Raw genomic sequence first — 20,859 nt, 5'->3', positions numbered from 1 at the left:
CGTCTACTCCGCGGTCTTGATCTTGGCATCGTGGATATCTTCCGGATGGAAGATCAGGCGCCAGGTGCGGATCGCGATCAGCAGCACGGCGGAGACGTCGCCAAGCCACGACACCAGGAAGAACGGCCAGACCGGAACGCCGAGATCCATGGTGACGATGTGGCTGTTTTTGGTGTCGATCACCTTGTCGACCAGCGTGTAGGTCTGCACGCTCACCACGAACAGCAGCACCAGCGTCGCGAAAATATCGATCCAGCGCTGATGGCGCGGCGAGGCATTGGCCCAGACCAGATCGACCGTGATGTGCGTGCCACGATAGCTCGTCGCCGCGATGCCCCAGAAGATCAGGATGCCGAGCAGGAACTGACCGAAATTGTAGTAGTCGGGGATCGTCACCGAAAAGAACTTGCGCATGAACACCGCGGTGAAGGTGTTGAGCGCGACGACGCCGACGAAGAAGGCCGCCACCCATTCGATCGAATCGATGAAGCGGTCCATGAAGTTCTTGCGCACCGGCTCGGGTGGACCGGTGATCGCGCCGTCCTGGGTGACTTCGGCAGATTGCGTCATGCGCTGCTTCGATCGGCTCCCTCGCCGCGCTCTTGCGGGGAGAGGGTTGGGGTGAAGGGCTGCTTCCACGAGTCGTGAACGCGGCGAGACCTGTACCCCCTCACCCGGATCGCATCTGACGATGCGATCCGACCTCTCCCCGCAAGCGGAGAGGTGAAGGGGAGCGAAATCAGATCCCCGCCTCGTACTTCTTCAGCGTGGCCTGCAGGTCGGCCTCGATCTTCTCCGCATCGCCGCCGGCTTTCTTCACGGCCTCGGCCCAGCTGTCACGCAGCGGCTTAGCCGCCTTCTTCCATTCGGCTAGCTGCTCAGCGGTCAGCGGATAGACCTCGTGGCCTTGCAGCGCCTTCATCTTGGTGCGGCCATTGGCTTCGAACTCGGTCCAGGGGTCCGTGACCTTGGAGGCCCATTCCGGCGTGCAGTGATCGTCGATCACCTTCTTCTGGGCATCCGACATCGCGTTATATTTGGCGACGTTCATGTTGTAGGTGAACACCGTCGTGTAGAGCGGCACGTCCATGTGGTACTTCACCACCTTGTCGATGCCGAACAGGAAGATCGAGCCCCAAGGGAAGGTGATCTCGTCGGCGACGCCGCGCTCGATCGCGTCGCGCGATTCCGGCGCGGAGGCCTGCACATTGGTGCCGCCGAACATCTTCACCATCTCGCCGATGGTGCTCTGGGCGGGGCGCACCTTGACGCCGGAGAGGTCGCTCGGCAGCAGGATCTTCTTCTTGCCGTGCAGCGCACCCGGATCGTGGATGAAGGCGAAGCAGAGCTTGGTGTCCTTCATCTCGGTCGGCGCGTATTTGTGGTACCACTCGTTCAGCGCCAGCGTGCCCTTTTTGCCGTCCGAGAACACGAACGGGAGCTGACCGGCGGCCGCGATCGGGAAACGGCCGGGCTGATAACCGGGATTGACATAAGTGACGTCGGCGATGCCGTCGCGCGCCATGTCGTAATGGTCGAACGCCTTGCCGAGTTGCTCGGACGGAAACACGGTGACCTTGATGGAGCCGCCCGAGGCCTTCTCGATGTCGGCAGCCCAGGCCTGCGTCGCCGGCACCAGCGGATGCGCCGGCGGCACCCAGAGCGACACTTTGAGATTGACCGTCTTGTCCTGCGCCTGCGAAGGACCTGCGGCCGGCACGACGGCTGCGACTGCCATCAGCAGCGCCAGCAAACTCTTCCTCATCACGTCTCCTCCTCTCCAGGACGGGCTTCCTGCCCGGTCTCATTACTTAACATGTTATCTAGTTCGCGCGCATATTCAAGACGAAATCCACGAGCCGGGACGCCTCGTCGCACCCGGTCCCTCGCCCATCTTGCGCTGCGGCGAACGCGGGCCCCTGCGCAAATCCGCCTTGCCAAAACTGTTATATGATATAGTTGCCTTGGCAAATTGACGGCGACCGCCCCGGCGCGAGCGCCCGGCTGAAAGCCTATCCGATCGGGAGGAGCACGTATTGCGGACAAAAGTAGCAATCATAGGCGCAGGCCCGGCCGGACTGTTGCTTGGGCAACTACTTCATACTTTCGGTGTAGACAACGTCATTCTCGAGCGGCAGACGCCGGATTACGTGCTGGGGCGGATCCGCGCCGGCCTGCTCGAGGAAGGCACGGTGTCGCTGCTCGACAGCGTCGGCGCGGGCGCCCGGCTGCACCAGGAGGGCCTGGTCCATCACGGCGTCGAGCTGGCGTTCGGCGGTGCGCGGCACCGTATCGACATGCATGCGGCGACCGGCAAGACCGTGACCATCTACGGCCAGACCGAGGTCACGCTTGATCTGATGAACGCGCGCAAGGCGGCCGGCCTCACCTCGGTCTACTCCGCGGCCGACGTCACGCCGCACGATTTCGATACCGACCATCCGCGCGTCGCTTACGTCAAGGACGGCGTCACCCACGAAATCGCCTGCGATTTCATCGCCGGCTGCGACGGCTTTCACGGCGTCAGCCGCGCCAGCGTGCCGGCATCGGCGATCACCAGCTATGAGCGGGTGTATCCGTTCGGCTGGCTCGGCATCCTCTCGGAGACGCCGCCGGTCTCGCCGGAGCTGATCTACAACAATCACGAGCGCGGCTTTGCGCTTTGCACGATGCGCTCGACCCATCGCAGCCGCTATTACGTGCAGTGCCCGCTCGATGATCATGTCGATCAATGGTCGGACGCGCGGTTCTGGGACGAGTTGAAGCGACGGCTCGACCAGAAGGCCGCCGACGAGATCATCACCGGCCCGTCGATAGAAAAGAGCATCGCGCCGCTGCGCAGCTTCGTTGCCGAACCGATGCGGTTCGGCCGGATGTTCCTGGCCGGCGACGCCTCGCACATCGTGCCGCCGACCGGCGCCAAGGGGCTGAACCTTGCCGCCAGCGACGTGCATTATCTGTCGCAGGCGTTGCGCGAATATTACGACGAGAAATCCGCTGCCGGCCTCGACGGCTATTCGGCCAGGGCGCTGGCGCGGGTCTGGAAGGCGGTGCGCTTCTCCTGGTGGATGACCTCGATGCTGCACAAATTCCCCGACGAAGGCGAATTCGCCGCACGCATCCAGATCGCCGAGCTCGACTATCTCGTCAGCTCGAAGGCGGCATCGACCTCGCTGTCGGAGAACTATGTGGGGCTGCCGTTATAGATAGGTCGCGGCTTCTTTCGTCGGGCAACCTCGCCGTTACGCCCTCGGCCGTCATACCCCGCGCATGCGGGGTATCCAGTACGCCGCGGCGTCTCGATTCATGCCGTGCGGTCTCTGGAATACTGGATCGCCCGCTTTCGCGGGCGATGACAGCTGAAGACGTGGCGACAGGCCAGGGCCGCATTCAAACACCCGCGCAAATCCCGTTTAAAACTTTGTAGGCGGTGAAACCGTCATCGACATCGCGTTCAATGGCGTCAACCCGACGACATATGCGAGCTTCAGATGAGCACCGATGCACAAGCCGCCCCCGATATTCCTTTCCACCTCCCCGAGGGCTTCGAGCCGCTGTTCCGCAAGAGCCCGCTCACCGAGCCGTGGGAGCCGCTCTACCAGAAGAAGACCGAGCGGGCCGTCATCATCGGCCTGCGGCTGGCGAGGCCGCATACCAACGGCCGCGGCCTGATCCATGGCGGGCTGATTGCAGCGCTCGCCGACAATGCGATGGGCTATAGCTGCGGCCAGGCGACCGGCTGGACCACCTCGTATGTGACGATCTCGCTCACGGTCGATTTCGTCGGCTCCGCCAATGTCGGGCAGTGGCTCGCGATCGAGAGCGACGTGATCAAAACCGGCAGCACGATCTGCTTTGCGCAGAGCCTGATCAAGGCCGACGGCGTGACGATCGCGCGCGCCAGCGGCACGTTCCGCGTGGTGCCGAAGAAGCCGCCGGTGAGCTGAGCGCTTTCGCGAGAAGCTAACTGAAGTGCCAGTCGGTGATCTCGGTGACGAGATCGATGAAGGTCCGCACCTTGGCCGACAACAGCCGGGATGTCGGGTAGACGACGTGGATCGGCACCGGCGGCTGCTCGAATGCGGCGAGCACGATGCGGACCCGCTTGGCTTTCAGCGATTCGGCGGCCTGGTAGGCCATCACCCGGGTCAATCCGCCGTCCTGCTCGGCGAACTGGATGGCGGCATCCGAGCTGTTGCTGGTGAAGCGCGGGGTAGGCGTAATGCGGATCTCCTGGCCGTCCTCCATGAAGCGCCAATCCGGTGCCGCGGTGATGGCGCCGAACTGGATGGTGTCGTGAGCGGCGAGGTCGGCCGGCCGCTTCGGCTCGCCGCGAAGCTTGAGATAGCCGGCGGAAGCCACCACGATGCGGCGCATCTGGCCGACATGCCGCGCCACCAGGGTCGAATCCGGCAGGTGCCCGAGCCTGACCGCAAGGTCGACGCCGTCCTCGACGAGGTTGATGCGGCGGTCCGACAGTCGCAGGTCGACGCCGACGTCGGGATAGCGCTTCAAATAGGCTGATACGACCGGGCTGACATGCAGCCGCCCGAAGCCGAACGGCGCCGAGATCACGAGGCGGCCTTCGGGGCGGGTGCGCTCGCTCTCGACCGCATCCTCGGCCTCCTCCACGTCGGCGAGGATCCGCCGCGCCCGCTCCAAATAGCGCGAGCCGGCGTCGGTCAGCGTCACCTGCCGCGTGGTCCGCTGCAAGAGCCGCGCGCCGAGCCGCTCCTCCAGCGCCGCGATCAGCCGCGTGATGGCGGATGGCGACAGGCCGAGCTTGCGGGCGGCGGGGGCAAACCCTTCGAGGTCCGCCACCGCGACAAAAGCCTGCATGGCGTCGATTCGGTCCATGAACTATTGCATAATCGGCAACAGTGAAGTGTCAATTCACAAGATTGCTTACGATCCGGAAATACCCATCTTGCGACTCGAGGACGACCGCTTTGTCGCCCATGGCGGGAGACTGAGATGTCAGACGCTGGCAGCTATTCGAGCGATGTCGGGTTCACCCCGGCGGTGAAGCAAATCCAGGCCCGCAAGGGGTCGCGCGCAACCTATGCCGAGGTCGAGGCCCATGGCGGCTGGCAGACCGAGGTCGACGAGAACCTGGCCGCGTTCCTCGCCAACACCAACAGCTGCTATCTCGCCACCGCCTCGGCTGCCGGCCAGCCCTACATCCAGCATCGCGGCGGGCCGAAGGGCTTCATCAAGGTGCTCGACAAGCACACCATCGCGTTCGCCGACTACAGCGGCAACCGGCAGTTCATCACCCAGGGCAATCTCTCGGAGAACCCGAAGGCCTATATCTTCGTGATGAATTATGCGTACCGGCAGCGGGTGAAGATCTGGGGCGAGGCGCGCGTCGTGGAAGACGATCCGGCGCTGACGCGCTCGCTGATGCCGCAGGGCTATCGCGCGCGCCCCGAGCAGGTGATCCTGTTCAAGGTCACGGCGTGGGACACCAATTGCCCGCAGCACATCCCGCAGAAATTCGACGCGGCCGACGTCGCCACAGCGCTCGCCTCACGCGATCAGCGCATCGCCGAGCTCGAGGCGGAGCTCGCCGCGCTGAGGGGCGAGCCCGCTCCTGCCCCTGCCGGTTAGGCCGCCTGCTGCAGCGGCGCCCAGGCGAACTCCGGATAGTACTGCTGCATCATCCGGCCGACATAGGCGGTGAGATTGTCGAACTTTTCAGTGCGCTCGCGCAGCGGCGAATCGAAGAACGGCGTCAGGATCCCCGCCAGTGCTCCGAACGCGATGGCGTCGGTACCGCAAGGCGCGTTGCCCATCAGATAGGGCTTGTCGCCGAGTTGCACCGACAGCGCGAACAGCGAGCGGATCGCGAGATCGACGTCCTCATCGGGTCCGTGACGGCCGAGCCCGCTCAGCAGATAATTCTCGGCGACGCGAAACTGGGCGTCCTCGCGCATCTTGTCGCGCAGATGATCGGGCGCGCCGTCGAAGAAATGCGCAGGCCCCTTGGCGAAATTGGTGTCATCGACCCAGCGCGCGCCGACCAGCGCCCAGTAGACGTGATGCTCGATCATGCGCTCGAAGGCCCAGGCCTGCGCACGCGCCTGCAGGCTCAGCGGCGCATCGAAATCGAAGCCGTATTTGCCCTCGATATGGGCGCGAATGAAGGTCGAATCGGCGATCGTCTCGCCGTCATCGGAAATGAACGGCAGCTGGCCCTTGGGAGATGCCGGCGGCATCGCCTTTTCCTTAACGTAGGCGAGCCCGGCCATCTTGAGCTGGACCTCGGTCTTGGTCACGAAGGGGCTGATTTCAGGCAAGCCGAAGCCCGTGCCAAAGCCAAAAAGCGTAATCATATGAAGCTCCCGATCGCCAATGGTCGTGAAGTGAAGCTAGCCGGCCCCTGCTGCCAGCATGGTGTCAGCAGTAGTGGCATTCACTGCCGTACGGGCCGACCGGCGCGAGGCGGCGAACCGCCTCGCGAACGCGCTTGACCAGCCGTGCCCGCCCGTAGGACCAGGCTGCGCTGATGGATTGAGCGACCAGCGCGACCAGGGCCCAGCGCAGGTCGCCGGAGGTGGAGTAGACCGTGACCAGTTGTTCCAGCGCAAAGCTCTGCGCTTGCCGGAAATCGAGTTCGTCAAGATTCGTCATGGACAAATTCCCTTCACTTGAGGTGTTGTCCTGATATAGCCCCCACCTGCTGCCAACATGCTGTCAGCAGCAGTGACAGGGGGCGCGAAAAGGCGACGCGTCGAGACACCGCAAGATCCGTCAAGACACTCGTCAAGACAGCTGCCAAAACGACGACAACAGACGCCTGCCAAGAGAGCGATCAAGAGAATTGCCATGAGACGCGCCGACCGGCTGTTTCAGATCATCCAGGTGCTCCGCCGCACCCGTAAGCCTTTGACCGCGGATGCGATCGCAGCCGAACTCGAGACATCGAAGCGGACCATCTATCGCGACATCGCCAGCCTGATCGAGCAGCGGGTGCCGATCCGCGGCGAGGCCGGCATGGGCTACATCCTGGAGAAGGGTTTTGACCTGCCGCCCCTGATGCTGACACCCGACGAGATCGAGGCCTGCGTGCTCGGCGCGCAATGGGTGGTCGGTCACGCCGATCCGGCGCTGGCGCGCGCGGCCGAGGACCTGATGGCCAAGATCGCCGAGACCGTGCCCGACCGCCTGCGGCCGTTCGTGCTGGAGCCGGCGAGCCGCGCCCGCTCCGCCTGGAACAGGGAGCCCGACCGCATCGACATGGTGAGGACCCGCAGCCAGATCCACGAGGGCAAGAAAATCACGCTCAACTATCGCGACGAGCACGGCCGCGACTCTGAGCGCACGATCTGGCCGATCGCGGTCGGCTATCACGAGGCGGTGCGGCTGCTCGCCGCCTGGTGCGAGCTGCGCAAGGATTTCCGCAGCTTCCGCACCGACCGCGTGGTCACGGCTGTTTATCACGACGAGAAGTATCCGGAACGGCGCGACCTGCTCAGGGCGCGCTGGCGGCGCAGCCTGGTGTGGGAAGCACCAAGGGACACGTGATGGCTGGCAACGCGATCGAGACAGAGGACGCGAGCCCCTGCCAGTCCTGCGGCGCCTGCTGCAGCTATTCGGAGAATTGGCCGCGCTTCACTATCGAGGACGACGCCGAGCTCGACCTGATCCCGGCGCAATTCGTCAATGCGCGACAATCGGGCATGCGCTGCGAGGGCGACCGCTGCTCGGCGCTGTCAGGCAAGATCGGAGAAGCGACCCGCTGCGAGGTCTATGCGGTGAGGCCGGAGGTGTGCCGAACCTGCTTGCCGGGCGACGCGGAATGCGCCATGGCGCGGCGCCGGCATGGGCTGCCGCTCATCCCGAGCGCGCAGCCGGGTTGAGCACGGCTTAGGCCGTCACGGTCGCCGTCTCGCTGACGTCCTCTTCGTCGAGTTCGTCGTCGACAACGGGCGCGAAGCTCGACAGCGGCTTGGTCGACAGCGTGATCGGCTTGCGGCCGCCGTGCGACACGGTCGCGGCACGGGCCGGCTCACGCGACAGCGCATAGAGCGTCGACCCGACACGGCCGCCGCAATTGGCCAGCTCCCACTCGCTGCAGCTCGACGCAATCGCGAGTGCGAGTGCATGCAGATGGCTGCGCCGATAGCAGAACAGCGCGAGCATCGCCCTGACGTCGGGCGCGACATTGGCGACCAGCAGCGAAAGCCCGTTCGGATTGGCGCGGTACATCTGGCCGAGCAGGTCGTCCGCAACTGGGCAGGCATCGTTCTCGAACGCGTCGCGGCTTGAAAACATTTGCAAATCCCCCTCGATCGAGAAGATGCCGCGCAATCCTCTAACGAAAGGTTAACCACGGCCGCCGGTCGCCTCCGGCGGCCCTTGCTCGTTGCACGCGAATCACATCCGCCCGCCGCTGGCGGGAGGGATCGTGGTCCGGGATTTGGGAAGAGGCGTCCGCCGCCTGCTCAGTTGGCGGCCATGTAGATCGACAGCGCGAATCCGGTGAGATGGTGCAGTGCCTGATCGACCCCGATCAGGGTCCAGAACCAGGGATGGCCGGACTCCAGCGTCACGCCGAAATGCGAGGCGCAGATGCCCTTGCAGCGATCGACGATGATGTGGATCACGAAATCGACGAAGGCGACGTACCAGAAGCGCGGCGCCACCACCAGGATCAGCGCCAGCGCGACCGCAAGGTGGACCAGGCAATGCGCGAGCAGCGGCATGGCCCAGCCGGTCTTCTGATCCTTGCCGATCGCCATCCAGGCGTTCTGCAGCATGAAGTCGGCGATGATGTGCTTTGCGGTGAGAAGCAACATCCATCCCACCAGGGCACCAACCGACACCGACGATGACATGGAAGGAAACAACAAGCTGACGCCCTTCTACTTCGATGAATATGATTGCAAGAAAATCCGGGTCAGGCCGTCAGCACAATTCCGCAAGGCGAAGCTTGTCTCATTTATGACATCTCCGGCGATGGAATGCACCTGCGGCCCCCCGAAAATCACATCTGGGTTCGGACGTCGATAGTGGCGATGGTCATGTGGCATCGCGGCGCAGGCCAGTCGGGATAAAGGTGACGGCGGGCGGCCGGTTTGCATTCCAGCCGGGGAGGTATATCGTCGGCAGCGCAGGAAATTTTCTTTCTTTTGGAGCCATTTACAGATTCACCGGGCAGTGCCGCGCTGTTGCGGCAGCGGGTCGTCCCGGACGGGTGATCAGCCATGAGTGCCGAAGCCCCCGCGCCTTCGCCAACGCCGCCGCGACCACACCCTCCGGTCGCCAAACCGGTCGTCAAGAGCAATCGCGCGCAGATCGTCATCTTCACCCTGCTGACGCTGTTCTTGAGCGCGATCACCGTGATCGGCGGCCGGGTCTGGCTGCACAATTCGGAGACGCTGGTGTTTGCGGTCGGCGATGCCAACGGAGCGGAGGCCAAGTTCGCCGCCCGCCTCGCCACCGTGCTGAAGAACAATTCGTCGCGGGTGCGGCTGAAGATCGCGCCGAACCCCGACAACGCCAAGGCGCTGGCGCAGTTCGATCGCCGCGCCGCCACGCTTGCGATCCTCCGCACCGATGCGAGGGTGCCGCCGCGCGCCCGCGCCATCGCGATCCTCGAGCATGACGTGGTGCTGGTGCTGAGCCCCGGTGGCAAGAAGATCAAGTCGCGGACCGAACTGAAGAGGAAGAAGATCGCGGTCGTCGGCGACGGCGAGAACAGCGTCAATTTCGTCCGCAGCGCGCTGGAGATTTCCGACAGCCCGGATGCGGCGCAGCGGGTACAGCAGGCGTCGCCCAACACACCGCTCGACAGGCTGTTCGCCTCAGGCTTCGGCGCCGTGGTCGCGATCGAGCATGCCTCGAAGATCATCAAGGACCAGACCTACGAGGAATATGCCAAGCGCTCCGGCGGCTTCACCTTGAACGCGATCGACGAGGCCAAGGCGCTGGCGCGCAAATATCCGGCGATCTCGGTGGAGACGGTCTCGACCGGCATGCTGTCGTCCTCGCCGGCGATCCCCGACGACGACGTCGACACCATCGGGCTGGAATGGCTGCTGGTCGCGCAATCCTCGATGTCGACGACGACGGCGGCCGAGCTCGCGCGCCTCGTCTACGAGAACAAGTCCGAGCTCGCACTCGACGATGGATTCGCCTCCAGGATCGAGCCGGCGGCGACCGACAAGGACGCCTTCATCGTCGCCCATCAGGGCGCGGCCGAATACATCAATGACGACACCAAGTCGTTCATGGATCGCTACAGCGACGTGATGTATCTCGGCGCCGCCGCGCTCAGCATCATCGGCTCGATCTTCGCTGCGATTTACACCAAGATCAGCCGCGTCGCGCCGGAGAAGGCCAGCGAACTGGCGAGCCGGATCCTCGACATCGGCGAGCGTGTCGAGCACACCACCTGCGCCGAACATCTCGACGAATTGCAGGACGAGCTCGAGGCGATCCTGCGCGGCGCGGTAATCGGTCTGCGCGACGGCACCGTTTCCAGCGACGGCCTCGACACCTTCAAGCTCGGCTACGAACTAGTCCGCGACGAGATCGCCCTGCGCCGCGACCATCTCAAGCGCCACCCGCCGGCAGTCGATGACAACCTTGTGGTAGTGAAGACCGCGAACGGGTAGAGGCGGTTGCTTCGCATCCACGACTGTCGTCCTGGCGAAAGCGTCACCTACACCACTGTCGTCCTGGCTTTCCGCCAGGACGACATCGTGTTTTTGAACGACCGGTCAGACATCGAGCCGCATTCCCGCGACATGCCACGCGTGCGTCCCGTCAACCCGCCGCAGCGTCCGGTGGCGTCGTAACGGCATCCAGCTGCCGTCCCTCGTGATCCATATGCAAATAGTTCGGATTGAACAGCCCTGCCCGCTTCAGGCGGTCGAGATTGGGGACCGCCAGGGTCTTGCCCTTGAGCACGATCAGGCCGTCGGCGCGCAGCTCCTGCAGGGTCCGGTTGACGTGGACCTTGGAAAGCCCGGTGGCGTCGGCGAGATCGCCCTGGGTCAGCGGGAAATCGCAGCTGTCGCCCTGGATCAGGCCGGCGAGACGCAGCCGGAGCCAGATCTCGCAGAGCAGATGGGCCATCCGCTCCAGCGCCGTGCGCTGGCCGAGGCTCATGGTCCATTCGCGCTGGATCGCCGCATTGACCAGGGTTTCCCACCAGAACGCGGTGACGATGCGCGGATGTTCGGCTGCGACCCTGTCGAAGAATTCGCGCGAGAGGTCGGCGACCGACACCGCGGTGATGGTGCCGATGGAGTGATCCATCTCGCGCAGGATGAAGACGTTCACGTCGCAGATATCGCCGGGCAGAAAGAACGACACCACTTGGCGCCGGCCGTCCTCGAGCTGCTTGTAGCGGTAGGCCCAGCCAGACAGGATCAGGTGGACGTCCCTCGGCTTCTCGCCTTCCCGGACGATGTCGACGCGCGGACCAAAATGCCGGATGCGCTCGGTCGACGCGCGATTGAGAATGGCGTGATCAACCGGCGAAAGCCGTACGAACTGCTCCAATTTCCGGACTAGCGACGCCAACGACATAGGTCTCCCCGCATACTTAATCGGGTCCCCGCCGGGCTGATTTCAATAACGTATGTTACATTGCACAGCTATTGCCATATGTTCACTAGTGTACAGACGCCAGAAGACGTAACGGCTACGACCTCAGGCGCCATGCAACTCAGCTACGAAGACAACCGCGATACCCTCCGGGATTCACCGCCGCTCAGACGAACGGCACCCCGTAGTAATCATTCACGGCGCGGGTGGTGCCGATATCGGCCCAATCCCAGTCACGCTCGCTGCCGTATTTCGGTGCGCTGCGCAGTTGGCTCTCGGTCACGCCCGTGACGTAACCGCCGAGCCTCGTGTCATATTTGAGCGATTCCCAGGGCAGCGGATAATGGTCATTGCCAAGACCGAGGATGCCGCCGAATCCGAGCACGGCATAGGATACCCGTCCGCTCTTCTTGTCGATCATCACGCGCTCGATCGAGCCGATCTTGCGCTCGTCCGATCCATAAACCGCGGTGCCCTCGACCTTGTCACTGCCGATCAGGTTTCCGAGTTCATTTTCGTCCGTCGCCATGTCAATTCTCCATTGATCTCCCAGGGCCAACGAAGGAGCGGGATCGTCGTTCCTGCCGCATTGCGCGCGGTGGTGCACAGCGAAACGTTGGTCAACCTGTCGGGGGATCGCCGCGATCGCCCGATGTCATGCCTGAGCCTGGCGTCCTGTCGGGGTCGGTCAGCTTCGGATCACGCGTCGCTTCGCGCGCCGGTGGCTTTCGGGTGTCCGTCTTGTGGGCGGTCCGCGCGCGCTCCTTGTCGGCCGGCTGTTCCTGACCCTTGTCGTCCTTCACGATGCCTTGGTTGGAATGTGCCATTGTCCATCTCCTCAAAAGACATGCGGGCCCCGGCGATGAAATTCACCGAGGCCCGTCACCGTGGTGGTCCACCGCCTTTCGGGGAGCAAGGCAGCAAACACGTGAGTGTTACGCATGACGCCGACGATCGTTCCTGCGCTACTGACGACGATTTCGTTCGACTGATGTCATGGGTTAACGACGGCATTCGGGGAACATGCCTAGAATTGCCGGTTCCAGCGCGGAGGCGGCATGATCAAGAAGAAACGTAACAGGTCGCGGCCTTCCGGATCGTTCGAGGACCGCCTGCAAAAATTCGCCGAGGATTCGCGCATTGCAGCACGCAAGCTGCCGCCGGGACGGGAACGCGAAACGCTGATGAAGAAAGCCAGACAGACCGAGACCGTGATGGAAGTCAGCGAGTGGCTGATGTCCAACAAATAGCCGAGAGCCCCCAAAAAGGTGGGCCGCGACGGGAGAGAGCTGCGATGATCGCGGAACGCTTTGATTCACATACGCTCGCGGCCATGAACTTTGCGCTCGACCATGTCTGTGCCGGCGCCCTTCATGGCGAGGAACATGACACCCGCAGGCGAGTTGCCCGATACATCATCAAATGCGCCAAGAGCGGCAGGACGACGCTCGCCGAGCTCACCGAAGCCGGACAGCAAGCGTTGGCCAAGGTCAGCGCCGCGGCGGGATAATCCGCGCAACCTGCCTTGCTCTCGGCCTTCAGCAAAGGCAGATACCTATGCGCATTGCAATCAGCATCGGCCTGCTCGCACTTCTGGTCGCCGTCGGCGCCTACGCCTATGAGGGCTTGGTCATGCCGGACGCCCCGGTCCCGGCCTACGGCATTGTCACGTTCACGATCGGAATTGTGCTCTTGGCTACGGTCTGCGCCGGCCTGATGGGCCTGCTGTTCTATTCCAGCCGCCGCGGCTACGACGAGCCGCCGCACATCAAACGGTAGGCTTCGCGGAAAGCCACCGTCGCAGGCGTGCCCCGTCACCCTGAGGAGCGCGTCTCCGCGCGTCTCGAAGGGTCGACGGCCACCAATCGGCCGCGCATCTTTCGAGGCTCGCAAGTGCTCGCAGCTCAGGATGACGGTGACGGATTTGCCGGCACGCGCGCGCGGATTTCTGCGATCTTGCGTTTCAGCGATGCCTGGCGCGGATCAGGCATGATGGCGGCGCGGGCCTCGGTGATGGCGGCGGCAAGATCGGGAAGCGCGAGCATGCCGTCGAAGGTCGGCTTGACCAGTCCATCGATGATCACGTGCCAGTCCGCGATGCCCTGGCGATAGGGATCGCCGTAGCCCTGGATCATGGTCGCGGTCTGCACCACCGCCGGGGCCGCGCTCGGCTGCTTGGTCAGGCTGCGGTCGATCATGTGCAGCCAACGCTCGACCCAGACACGCTCCTTGGCGTAACGCCCCGAAAACAGCCGCCAGCGCTTCAGGCCGGCCTCGATCCTGAGCCGACGAACGCTGAAGCGGGTGTTGGCGCTGAAGCGGATCGACACCCGGCGGCGGCGCCAGCCGAACTGGTCGAGCACGGCAAGCACCGGATCGGCGACCATCTCCGGCAGGGCGTCGATCAACTCGTCGAGGCGGAGCTTCTTGACTTCGTCGGCCGAGCGCGCCGCAAGGCCGCCCGCCGCATCGACTTCGCCGAGCCTGAGCTGGGCGATGCGGATCGCGTCCTCATAGGCCATGCGCTGCGCCATCAGCCGCGCGATCTCGGCAAGCAGGGCGTCGTCGACGCCGCGGCGGCCGACGAAGCGCTTGAGCCGGTCGATATAGAGCTGCGCGTAGCTCGTGCTCTGATAGGCGATCAAGAGATGGATGGCGTCGGTGACCGCCGGCCTGAGATGGTCCGGGCAAGCTTCCGGCAGCACCGGCGGGCCCTCGTCCTCGTCGCCGATGATATCGGCAAACAGGTAACGAAGCGAAGCCAGCAGACTGTCGTCATCCGGCACTGCGGCGCCTCCAGAACTCGTCGCGGGGCTCATGCAGGTTTGGGCTCCGCGACCTGTGGTGGGGTGGCGTGCTGCGCGAGCCGCTGCTCGAGCGTCGCGATATTCTCGAACAGGCGGGCGCTGAACAGACGCAGGAGGTAGAAGCCGAACGCCGGGTTCTGAACGTAGAGCTGCTCGACCTTGTCATAGGTCACCGACAGCACCATGCCGGTTTCGACGCACTCCAGCGTCTGGGTGCGCGTGTTCGACGGCGACAGCATGCCGAACTCGCCGACCAGGGCGCCGACCGGCAGCTCGATGCCGGATTCGACCAGGCGGAAGCGGCCGCTGACGATGTAGAACATGCTGTCGGCCTTCTCGTCCTTGTAGAACAGGACTTCGCCCGCGGCGCATTTGCGCTCGGTCGTGAACGGCCTCAGCCAATCCATCGACAGATCGCTGTTCACCGATTTCTTCACGCTGCGGACCAGTTGCAGCATCTGGTGCAGCCGATAGGTGTTCACCGGCAGCAGCACAGCATGCAGGATCAGCGTCGCGTAATTATGGGTCGGGACGGCGGTCGCGATCAGGATGATGTTGGTCAGGATGGCGAAGACGCGCAACGGGATCATGGTCCGCATCGACAGCGTGGCGACCACGAAGATCGATGCGAAGAAACTGCCGGCGGCGCCGGCGTGCTCCGCGAGATGTGAGGTATCCATCGGAAACCAACCAATTTCTCAAGAAGTGAACAAGATCGCCTTATTAGTCGCTTCATTCCGGCCGAGGTCGCATCGGTGACCAGCATCCCTGATATACGGTGAAAAAGCGACGATTTGTCTGATTTCTCACATTCGCGGACGCAAAAACGGGCCAACATGGTTAGGCCATTCGTCCAGCATGTCGGACTTCCGAGCGACCATCCCGCCGCAGCCCGCGCGTTGACGGCCTCAACCGGGGAAGGCACGTTGTGGCACAGGCTCTGCCGTTCGCAGGGCCTCGATTCCAGCAGTTCAGCGACAGGCAAGCACCGTTCCGATGTCCAAGCCGCTCGTCCTTCCGGCCTTGACGCGCTTCGTTTCCGCCACCGCTGGCCGCAACATGACCACGGCGGCCTATGTCGCGGTCACGGTCGGTGTCGCCATGATGACGCTGCTGACGGTCGCGCCGGCCTATGACGCGGTCCCGCACTGGGTCGATGCGCTGCTATGGGCCTGCCTTGGCTATTTCGTGTTCGAATGGCTGGTGCGGCTGCGCCACATGCGGCGGCAGGGCAAGTTCTGGTTCTACGCGCTGTCCAGCGCCGGCATCGTCGATGCGATCGGCGCGCTGGCGGTGCCGCTGGCGCTGCTCGCCGGCATCGAGCCGAAGACCGCATGGCTGCTCGGCGTGCTCTGGGTGCTCAAGGTGGTGCCGGGCATTCCCGGCCTGCGCCAGCTCCGGCGCGTGCTCGTCGTCGAATCCGGCCCGCTGCTCAGCGTGCTGGTGATCTTCCTGATGGTGGTGTTCCTGGCCTCGGTCGCCGAATACTTCCTGGAGCGGGACGTCCAGCCGCAGACCTTCGGCAGCGTGCCGGCGGCGCTGTGGTGGGCGGTCGTGACGCTGACCACGACAGGCTATGGCGACGTGGTGCCGATCACCCCGCTCGGCCGCATCGTCGCCGCCATGGTGATGATCTCGGGCCTTGGCGTGTTCGGGCTGTGGACCGGTATTCTGGCGACCGGCTTTGCCGCGGAAACCCGCCGCGACAATTTCCTGAGAACCTGGGAGACCGTCAGCAAGGTGCCGTTCTTCGCGCATCTCGGCCCGGCCGCGATCGCCGACGTCACCCAGGTGCTGCGGACCATGGACCTGCCGCCGCGCACCACGATCATCCGCAAGGACACCAATGGCGACTGCATGTATTTCGTCGCCGCCGGCGAGGTCGAGGTCGAGCTGCCCGGACGCAAGGTAAAGCTCGGCGAAGGCGCGTTCTTCGGCGAGATGGCGCTGCTCGGCAACGCCAAGCGGGGCGCCAGCGTCTCGACCAGCAAGGTGACCCGGCTGTTGGTGCTTGACCTCGTCGATTTCCGCCTGTTGATGGCAAGGCATCCCGACCTCGCCGAGACCATCGACGCCGAGGCGAAGCGGCGCGAACGTGAGAACCAATGATGGAGACCAAGATGGCTGACGCGGCCGACACCGCCAGCGGACCCGTGCTCGAAATCGCCGGCGCCCGCGCAACGATCCGCCTCAACCGGCCGAAGCATCTCAACCGCCTGCAGGCCGAGGATCTCGGCGAGCTCGTCAGGCTGTTCGACCGGATCGAGGCCGATCCTGCGATCCGCGTGCTGGTGCTGACCGGAACCGGACGCGCGTTCTCCGCCGGCTACGACCTCAACTCGGTGGCCGAGCGCGCGGTGAGTGCCGATGAACAGCAGAGCGCGGGCTCGGCATTCGAGGTCGTGGTCAACCGGCTCGAGGATCTCTGCGTGCCGACGATCTGCCGGCTCAATGGTGGCGTCTATGGCGGCTCGACCGACCTGGCGCTCGCTTGCGACTTCCGCATCGGCGTCGATACCGCGGAGATGTTCATGCCGGCGGCGCGGCTCGGGCTGCATTATTACAGAAGCGGCATCCAGCGCTACGTCACGCGGCTCGGCGTCGACAACGCCAAGATGCTGTTCCTGACCGCGCAGAAGATCACGGCGCCGGAGATGCTGCGGATCGGTTACCTCACCGCGATGGTGTCGCTCGACCTGCTCGACGAGGAGGTCGACAAGCTTGCCTCGATCCTGGCCGGCAACGCGCCGAAGGCGATGGCCGGCATGAAGCGCGCCATCAACGAATTCGCCCGCGGCGCGCTCGATGAGGCCGCCGCCGACCAGCGCCACCGCGACAGCATGCGCGGCGACGAGATCAGGGAAGGCATCAAGGCCTTCGCCGAGAAGCGCGCGCCGCGGTTTTAACGATCACGGCATGCGCCTTCACCCTCCCTGGAGGAGCACCCCCGGGGAGGCGCGTTGCCAAAATATCGAAAACAACCCCATGCAAAGTAGCCGGCGGCGGCCAGCGTTCGACCAGGCCACTTGACACGTCGGGCAACTCACGGATATTTTCCAATATTCCGAAATCTTGCCGCCGCACGCTCGCCCCCGGGGCATAAGCGACGTTTCCACGCCGTCACGCCCGCTTGCTCCGCATCGCGCGCGTCTGCGCGATCTCCGGGTCGCGGGCGAGCGCCTGGTAGCGCTTGCTGTCGACGGCGTAGAGCGCGATGCGGCCTTCGGCGTCGGCGTGGACGCCCCAGCCAAAGCGTTTTCCGAGCGGCGAGGCGCGCATGCAGGCCTGTCCGCGCGAGAAGAACGTCTCGCGGGCAAGGCTGCGTTCCTTCTTCCCGGCCTTGGCATCGAGCGCGCGGCCGGCCGACGACGTCGCAAACACCACGTCGTCGGAGGTGTATTTGTAGGGCGCGCCCGCAAGCATCCGGAATTGCAGCACGGCGACCGTCGGCCGGCCGCCGCGCGGCTGCGGCTCCTCGCCGCTCCGCGCAGGGCAGTCCTCCGCGACGCGGATCAGGGTGTTGAAGCAGTTGGTGCTGTGCAGCGCTTTCGCCATCGGCACGATCCCTATCACACTCCGGCGGCTGCCGCATGCTGCGCCGCCATCTCGTCGTCGGCCTTCGAGATCCGGACGAAAGCCGGGCGTGCGGCGATGCGCTCGGCATAGCGGACGAACACGTCCCTCTTGGGCACGATGCCGAACATCATGGTCCAGGAGAGCGCGATGCCCCAGAGGATGTCCGCCGCCGTGATCTGTTCACCGAAGAGATAGGGCCCCGTCGCGAGCTGCGCCTCGAGCGCACCCAGCATGGTGTCGTAATCGGCATAGGGCGACTGAGTGACCGGCGCCGGTTCGCGCTTCATGAAATGGTCGATCACGGCCGGCTCGAACGAGGAGCCGTAATAGGCGATCCAGCGCAGATACGGGCCGCGGCGCGGGTCGTCCAGCGCGGGGGTGAGGCCGGCCTGCGGGAACAGATCGGCGAGATAGATGAAGATCGCGACCTGTTCGGTCACCAGCCCGCCGCGATGGCGGATCGCCGGCACCTTGCCGAGCGGATTGATGGCGAGATAGGCGTCCTTGCGCTGCTCGGCCGCCTTCAAATTGAGGACGTGCAGATCGTAGGGTGCGCCGAGTTCCTCCAGCAGCACGCGGGTGCCGGTGGCGCGGCTCTGCGGCGAGTAATACAGCGTGAGGCGGTCGGTGGTGGCAGCGGTGGTCATGAGCAGGTCTCCTTGCGCCGTCAGGGCGCATGGCCTTCTTATGTTCGCCTATACCTGACATCCTGTGTCAGGTATGATTACGCGATGCGCGCGAGCCGGCTGTTTTCCATCCTCACCACCCTGCAGGCGCGAGGGCAAGTCACCGCGCCCGAGCTGGCCAAGGCCTGCGAGGTCTCGGTGCGTACGATCTATCGCGACATCGATACGCTGGCTGCTGCCGGCGTTCCCGTCTACGCCGACCGCGGCGCCGAGGGCGGCTACCGCCTGCTCGACGGCTACCGGGTGCGGCTGAACGGGCTGTCGCAGGGCGAGGCCGAGGCGCTGTTCATGGCCGGCCTGCCCGGCCCTGCCGCCGCGCTCGGCCTCGATGCCGCGATGGCGGCGGCGCAGACCAAGCTGATGGCGGCGCTGCCGGAGAATCTGCGCCCCAACGCGCGGGGCATGCAGCAGCGCTTCCATCTCGACGCGCCGGGTTGGTTCGGCGAGACCGAGGAGCCGAAGCACCTGCGCGCGATTGCAGCCTCGGTGCTGCGCGAGACCCTGATCGATATCCGCTACCAGAGCTGGAAGGCCGAGAAGCGGCGGCGCGTGGCGCCGCTCGGCCTCGTGCTGAAGGGCGGCAGCTGGTATCTCGCCGGCCTCGTCGACGGCAATGTGCGCACCTACCGCGTCGCGCGGGTGCTGGATTGCACCGCGCTGGAGACGCCGTTCACGCGGCCGGCGGAGTTCGAGCTCGCCACTTATTGGCGCGCCTCGATCGAGCGGCTCGAGGCCGAGCTGCATCCGAACGAGGCCACGGTGCGGCTGTCGCCGCTCGGGCTGCAGCTGTTCGATGCGCTGGCGCATCCTTACGTGAAGGCGCGGATGCGGCTTGCTGACAGCGTCGAGCCCGATGGCTGGCGCGTCGCCACCATGCCGGTCGGCAAAACAGTGTGGCATGCGGCGAGCGAGCTATTGCGGCTCGGCGCCGAGGCCGAAGTGATCGCGCCGCAAGAGCTGCGCGCGAAGATGGCCGAGCTGGCGGGCGCGATGGCCGCGCGCTATGCGGACACCGCGGCGCGCCGCGCGGCCCGCCGCTAATAGCGGCTGTCGGAGCTGATCACGAAGCGGTCGAGGAAATTGATCGGCAGGATTTCGAACTTGTTCAGCGTCAGGGTAATCCCGGTCACGAAGTCGATGCCCTTGATCGTGCCTTCGAGATCGATCCGCCGGCCGCGGCGCAGGCCGCGTGTTTCCGGATGTTGCTCGATGTCGATATAGGCATAGATCGGGTTGTCGAGCCGCGAATGGCGGTGCCAACCGCGTTGCAGAAAGCTGAATTGCAGCACGGAGCCCGCGCCCCAGTCGATCGCGTCGAAGAATCGGGTCTTCCAGGCAACAGGCTGTCCGAGGTAATGCGCAGCGATGAACGCGTCGCGCTCAAGCGCAGGCAGACGGTGCAGTTGCCAGCTGATCTCCGCCGGCGTCAGGGAGGCGTTATTCGCCATTGTTGTTCTTGTGGTTCTTTATCGCGTCTTCTTGTCCTCGGCGAGAACGTGACGTCCCGCCTTGAGGAAACTATACATCTACAAATGTGACAGTATCCGCCACAGTTGCGCGCGACGTGCGGTAGCTGTTCACCTTGTGCGCATGATCCGCGTAGCCGAACGAGATACCGCAGACAACCCGGCGATCGTCGGCCAGGTTGAAATGACGGCGGATCAGGCCGGAATGGCGGGCGATCGCCGCCTGCGGAATGGTGCCGAGCCCGAGCGCCTGCGCGGCCAGCATGAAGTTCGAGACATAGCCGCCGCAATCGATCGCGCCATAGATGCCGAGCGGCTCGTTGGTGTGGATCACGGCAATGTGCGGCGCGCCGAAGAAATTGTAATTCTCCAGCGCCTGTTTTGCGTAGGCCGCCCTGTCGCCGCGCGCGATGCCGAGCGTGTTGTAGAGCTGGAAGCCGCTTTCGCGACGGCGCTCCAGATAGACCCCGACATATTCGCGCGGCGGCGTGAAGTCGTAGTCCTCGCCGAGGCCGCGCGACGCCTCGGCATAGATCGCCTTGCGAAACCGCTCCTTGGCCTCACCGGACACGATCAGGACCTGCCAGGGCTGACTGTTGCACCAGGACGCGGTGCGCTGCGCGGTGGTGAGAATGTGCTCGATGACGTCGCGCGGCACCTCGCGCGGCTGGAACGCGCGTACCGAGTAGCGCTCGTTGAGCAGCTCCTCGAGCGCGCCGATGCGATCTTCGGACGCATAGCGCGGCTTGGTGGTGGCATCCATGC

28 protein-coding genes are annotated in these 20,859 nt (G+C 64.6%); 12 read left to right on the top strand and 16 right to left on the bottom strand.

Annotated features, from left to right (window positions below; genetic code table 11):
- Positions 1–3: 3 nt before the first annotated feature.
- Positions 4–513 carry a TRAP transporter small permease gene (locus AKN83_RS08440; protein ID WP_050403946.1) on the bottom strand — a complete coding sequence of 170 codons (510 nt, stop codon included), beginning with the start codon at positions 511–513 and terminating at the stop codon, positions 4–6.
- A gap of 226 nt (positions 514–739) precedes the next feature.
- Positions 740–1,765 (bottom strand): TRAP transporter substrate-binding protein, encoded by a 1,026-nt coding sequence (locus AKN83_RS08435; protein WP_050403921.1) that lies wholly within the window; start codon positions 1,763–1,765, stop codon positions 740–742.
- Positions 1,766–2,036: 271 nt separating this feature from the next.
- Between AKN83_RS08435 and pobA the strand changes: the two genes are divergently transcribed.
- Together pobA and AKN83_RS08425 are read left to right on the top strand one after the other, a co-directional pair.
- Entirely contained in the window at positions 2,037–3,206 is a 1,170-nt protein-coding gene (pobA, locus tag AKN83_RS08430) for a 4-hydroxybenzoate 3-monooxygenase (protein WP_050403920.1), read from the top strand.
- Positions 3,207–3,491: 285 nt separating this feature from the next.
- Entirely contained in the window at positions 3,492–3,947 is a 456-nt protein-coding gene (locus tag AKN83_RS08425) for a PaaI family thioesterase (RefSeq protein ID WP_050403919.1), read from the top strand.
- 16 nt (positions 3,948–3,963) lie between these two features.
- On the opposite strand, the gene AKN83_RS08420 is transcribed toward AKN83_RS08425, so the two are convergent.
- Positions 3,964–4,857 carry a LysR family transcriptional regulator gene (locus AKN83_RS08420; RefSeq protein WP_050403918.1) on the bottom strand — a complete coding sequence of 298 codons (894 nt, stop codon included), beginning with the start codon at positions 4,855–4,857 and terminating at the stop codon, positions 3,964–3,966.
- Between the two features lie 117 nt (positions 4,858–4,974).
- On the opposite strand from AKN83_RS08420, the gene AKN83_RS08415 reads away from it, so the two are divergent.
- On the top strand, positions 4,975–5,610 hold the full coding sequence (locus tag AKN83_RS08415) for a pyridoxamine 5'-phosphate oxidase family protein (RefSeq protein ID WP_050403917.1): 636 nt from the start codon (positions 4,975–4,977) through the stop codon (positions 5,608–5,610).
- On the opposite strand, the gene AKN83_RS08410 is transcribed toward AKN83_RS08415, so the two are convergent.
- Positions 5,607–6,335, bottom strand: coding sequence for a glutathione S-transferase family protein (locus AKN83_RS08410; RefSeq protein WP_050403916.1), 729 nt, complete (start codon positions 6,333–6,335; stop codon positions 5,607–5,609). The two genes, AKN83_RS08415 and AKN83_RS08410, sit on opposite strands and share 4 nt — an antisense overlap.
- 64 nt (positions 6,336–6,399) lie before the next feature.
- Positions 6,400–6,633, bottom strand: a complete 234-nt coding sequence (locus tag AKN83_RS08405; RefSeq protein ID WP_050403915.1) for a hypothetical protein — start codon at positions 6,631–6,633, stop codon at positions 6,400–6,402.
- A gap of 195 nt (positions 6,634–6,828) precedes the next feature.
- Between AKN83_RS08405 and AKN83_RS08400 the strand changes: the two genes are divergently transcribed.
- Both AKN83_RS08400 and AKN83_RS08395 read left to right on the top strand, forming a co-directional pair.
- Complete coding sequence (locus AKN83_RS08400) at positions 6,829–7,527, top strand: helix-turn-helix transcriptional regulator (protein ID WP_028336549.1); 699 nt, start codon at positions 6,829–6,831, stop codon at positions 7,525–7,527.
- Positions 7,527–7,862 (top strand): YkgJ family cysteine cluster protein, encoded by a 336-nt coding sequence (locus AKN83_RS08395; RefSeq protein WP_050403914.1) that lies wholly within the window; start codon positions 7,527–7,529, stop codon positions 7,860–7,862. Before AKN83_RS08400 ends, AKN83_RS08395 begins: the two co-directional genes overlap by 1 nt.
- A gap of 7 nt (positions 7,863–7,869) precedes the next feature.
- Here AKN83_RS08395 and AKN83_RS08390 read toward each other — a convergent pair whose 3' ends face one another.
- Entirely contained in the window at positions 7,870–8,277 is a 408-nt protein-coding gene (locus AKN83_RS08390) for a hypothetical protein (protein WP_050403945.1), read from the bottom strand.
- Between the two features lie 170 nt (positions 8,278–8,447).
- On the bottom strand, positions 8,448–8,801 hold the full coding sequence (locus tag AKN83_RS08385) for a DUF3307 domain-containing protein (protein WP_083991990.1): 354 nt from the start codon (positions 8,799–8,801) through the stop codon (positions 8,448–8,450).
- Positions 8,802–9,209: 408 nt separating this feature from the next.
- On the opposite strand from AKN83_RS08385, the gene AKN83_RS08380 reads away from it, so the two are divergent.
- On the top strand, positions 9,210–10,622 hold the full coding sequence (locus tag AKN83_RS08380) for a TAXI family TRAP transporter solute-binding subunit (RefSeq protein ID WP_050403912.1): 1,413 nt from the start codon (positions 9,210–9,212) through the stop codon (positions 10,620–10,622).
- 151 nt (positions 10,623–10,773) lie between these two features.
- Here AKN83_RS08380 and AKN83_RS08375 read toward each other — a convergent pair whose 3' ends face one another.
- From AKN83_RS08375 to AKN83_RS08365, 3 genes are all read right to left on the bottom strand, one after another.
- The gene (locus AKN83_RS08375) at positions 10,774–11,535 is read right to left on the bottom strand and encodes a Crp/Fnr family transcriptional regulator (RefSeq protein WP_050403944.1); all 762 of its coding nucleotides are present in this window, start codon (positions 11,533–11,535) and stop codon (positions 10,774–10,776) included.
- 190 nt (positions 11,536–11,725) lie between these two features.
- Complete coding sequence (locus AKN83_RS08370) at positions 11,726–12,088, bottom strand: PRC-barrel domain-containing protein (protein ID WP_050403911.1); 363 nt, start codon at positions 12,086–12,088, stop codon at positions 11,726–11,728.
- A gap of 91 nt (positions 12,089–12,179) precedes the next feature.
- Positions 12,180–12,386, bottom strand: coding sequence for a hypothetical protein (locus AKN83_RS08365; protein WP_050403910.1), 207 nt, complete (start codon positions 12,384–12,386; stop codon positions 12,180–12,182).
- 231 nt (positions 12,387–12,617) lie between these two features.
- Here AKN83_RS08365 and AKN83_RS08360 point away from each other — a divergent pair, with 231 nt between their 5' ends.
- From AKN83_RS08360 to AKN83_RS08350, 3 genes are read left to right on the top strand one after another with little or no spacing between them, the layout of a single operon-like run.
- Positions 12,618–12,809, top strand: a complete 192-nt coding sequence (locus AKN83_RS08360) for a hypothetical protein (protein ID WP_050403909.1) — start codon at positions 12,618–12,620, stop codon at positions 12,807–12,809.
- A gap of 44 nt (positions 12,810–12,853) precedes the next feature.
- The gene (locus AKN83_RS08355) at positions 12,854–13,069 is read left to right on the top strand and encodes a hypothetical protein (protein ID WP_050403908.1); all 216 of its coding nucleotides are present in this window, start codon (positions 12,854–12,856) and stop codon (positions 13,067–13,069) included.
- Positions 13,070–13,116: 47 nt separating this feature from the next.
- Positions 13,117–13,338: a hypothetical protein gene (locus AKN83_RS08350; RefSeq protein WP_050403907.1), complete on the top strand. Its 222-nt coding sequence runs from the start codon at positions 13,117–13,119 to the stop codon at positions 13,336–13,338.
- Between the two features lie 125 nt (positions 13,339–13,463).
- Here AKN83_RS08350 and AKN83_RS08345 read toward each other — a convergent pair whose 3' ends face one another.
- Both AKN83_RS08345 and AKN83_RS08340 read right to left on the bottom strand, forming a co-directional pair.
- On the bottom strand, positions 13,464–14,378 hold the full coding sequence (locus AKN83_RS08345) for a DUF6537 domain-containing protein (RefSeq protein ID WP_050403906.1): 915 nt from the start codon (positions 14,376–14,378) through the stop codon (positions 13,464–13,466).
- Positions 14,375–15,046, bottom strand: a complete 672-nt coding sequence (locus tag AKN83_RS08340; RefSeq protein WP_050403905.1) for a Crp/Fnr family transcriptional regulator — start codon at positions 15,044–15,046, stop codon at positions 14,375–14,377. Before AKN83_RS08340 ends, AKN83_RS08345 begins: the two co-directional genes overlap by 4 nt.
- A 316-nt stretch (positions 15,047–15,362) precedes the next feature.
- Here AKN83_RS08340 and AKN83_RS08335 point away from each other — a divergent pair, with 316 nt between their 5' ends.
- The gene (locus AKN83_RS08335; protein ID WP_050403904.1) at positions 15,363–16,475 is read left to right on the top strand and encodes a cyclic nucleotide-gated ion channel; all 1,113 of its coding nucleotides are present in this window, start codon (positions 15,363–15,365) and stop codon (positions 16,473–16,475) included.
- Between the two features lie 11 nt (positions 16,476–16,486).
- Complete coding sequence (locus AKN83_RS08330) at positions 16,487–17,272, top strand: enoyl-CoA hydratase/isomerase family protein (RefSeq protein WP_050403943.1); 786 nt, start codon at positions 16,487–16,489, stop codon at positions 17,270–17,272.
- A 214-nt stretch (positions 17,273–17,486) separates the two neighbouring features.
- On the opposite strand, the gene AKN83_RS08325 is transcribed toward AKN83_RS08330, so the two are convergent.
- Positions 17,487–17,921: a DUF6157 family protein gene (locus AKN83_RS08325; RefSeq protein ID WP_050403903.1), complete on the bottom strand. Its 435-nt coding sequence runs from the start codon at positions 17,919–17,921 to the stop codon at positions 17,487–17,489.
- 14 nt (positions 17,922–17,935) lie between these two features.
- A complete protein-coding gene (locus AKN83_RS08320; RefSeq protein ID WP_050403902.1) occupies positions 17,936–18,589 on the bottom strand; it encodes a glutathione S-transferase family protein in 654 nt (217 codons plus the stop codon).
- Positions 18,590–18,673: 84 nt separating this feature from the next.
- Here AKN83_RS08320 and AKN83_RS08315 point away from each other — a divergent pair, with 84 nt between their 5' ends.
- Entirely contained in the window at positions 18,674–19,669 is a 996-nt protein-coding gene (locus AKN83_RS08315) for a helix-turn-helix transcriptional regulator (RefSeq protein WP_050403901.1), read from the top strand.
- Here AKN83_RS08315 and AKN83_RS08310 read toward each other — a convergent pair.
- Both AKN83_RS08310 and AKN83_RS08305 read right to left on the bottom strand, forming a co-directional pair.
- Positions 19,666–20,076: a hypothetical protein gene (locus tag AKN83_RS08310; RefSeq protein ID WP_050403900.1), complete on the bottom strand. Its 411-nt coding sequence runs from the start codon at positions 20,074–20,076 to the stop codon at positions 19,666–19,668. The genes AKN83_RS08315 and AKN83_RS08310 overlap by 4 nt on opposite strands.
- Before the next feature lie 70 nt (positions 20,077–20,146).
- Positions 20,147–20,857, bottom strand: coding sequence for a nitroreductase (locus AKN83_RS08305; protein ID WP_050403899.1), 711 nt, complete (start codon positions 20,855–20,857; stop codon positions 20,147–20,149).
- Positions 20,858–20,859: the final 2 nt, after the last annotated feature.

The sequence above is a fragment of the Bradyrhizobium embrapense genome (assembly GCF_001189235.2).
Lineage (GTDB): Bacteria > Pseudomonadota > Alphaproteobacteria > Rhizobiales > Xanthobacteraceae > Bradyrhizobium > Bradyrhizobium embrapense.
This window is presented reverse-complemented; position numbering and strand designations above follow the sequence as displayed.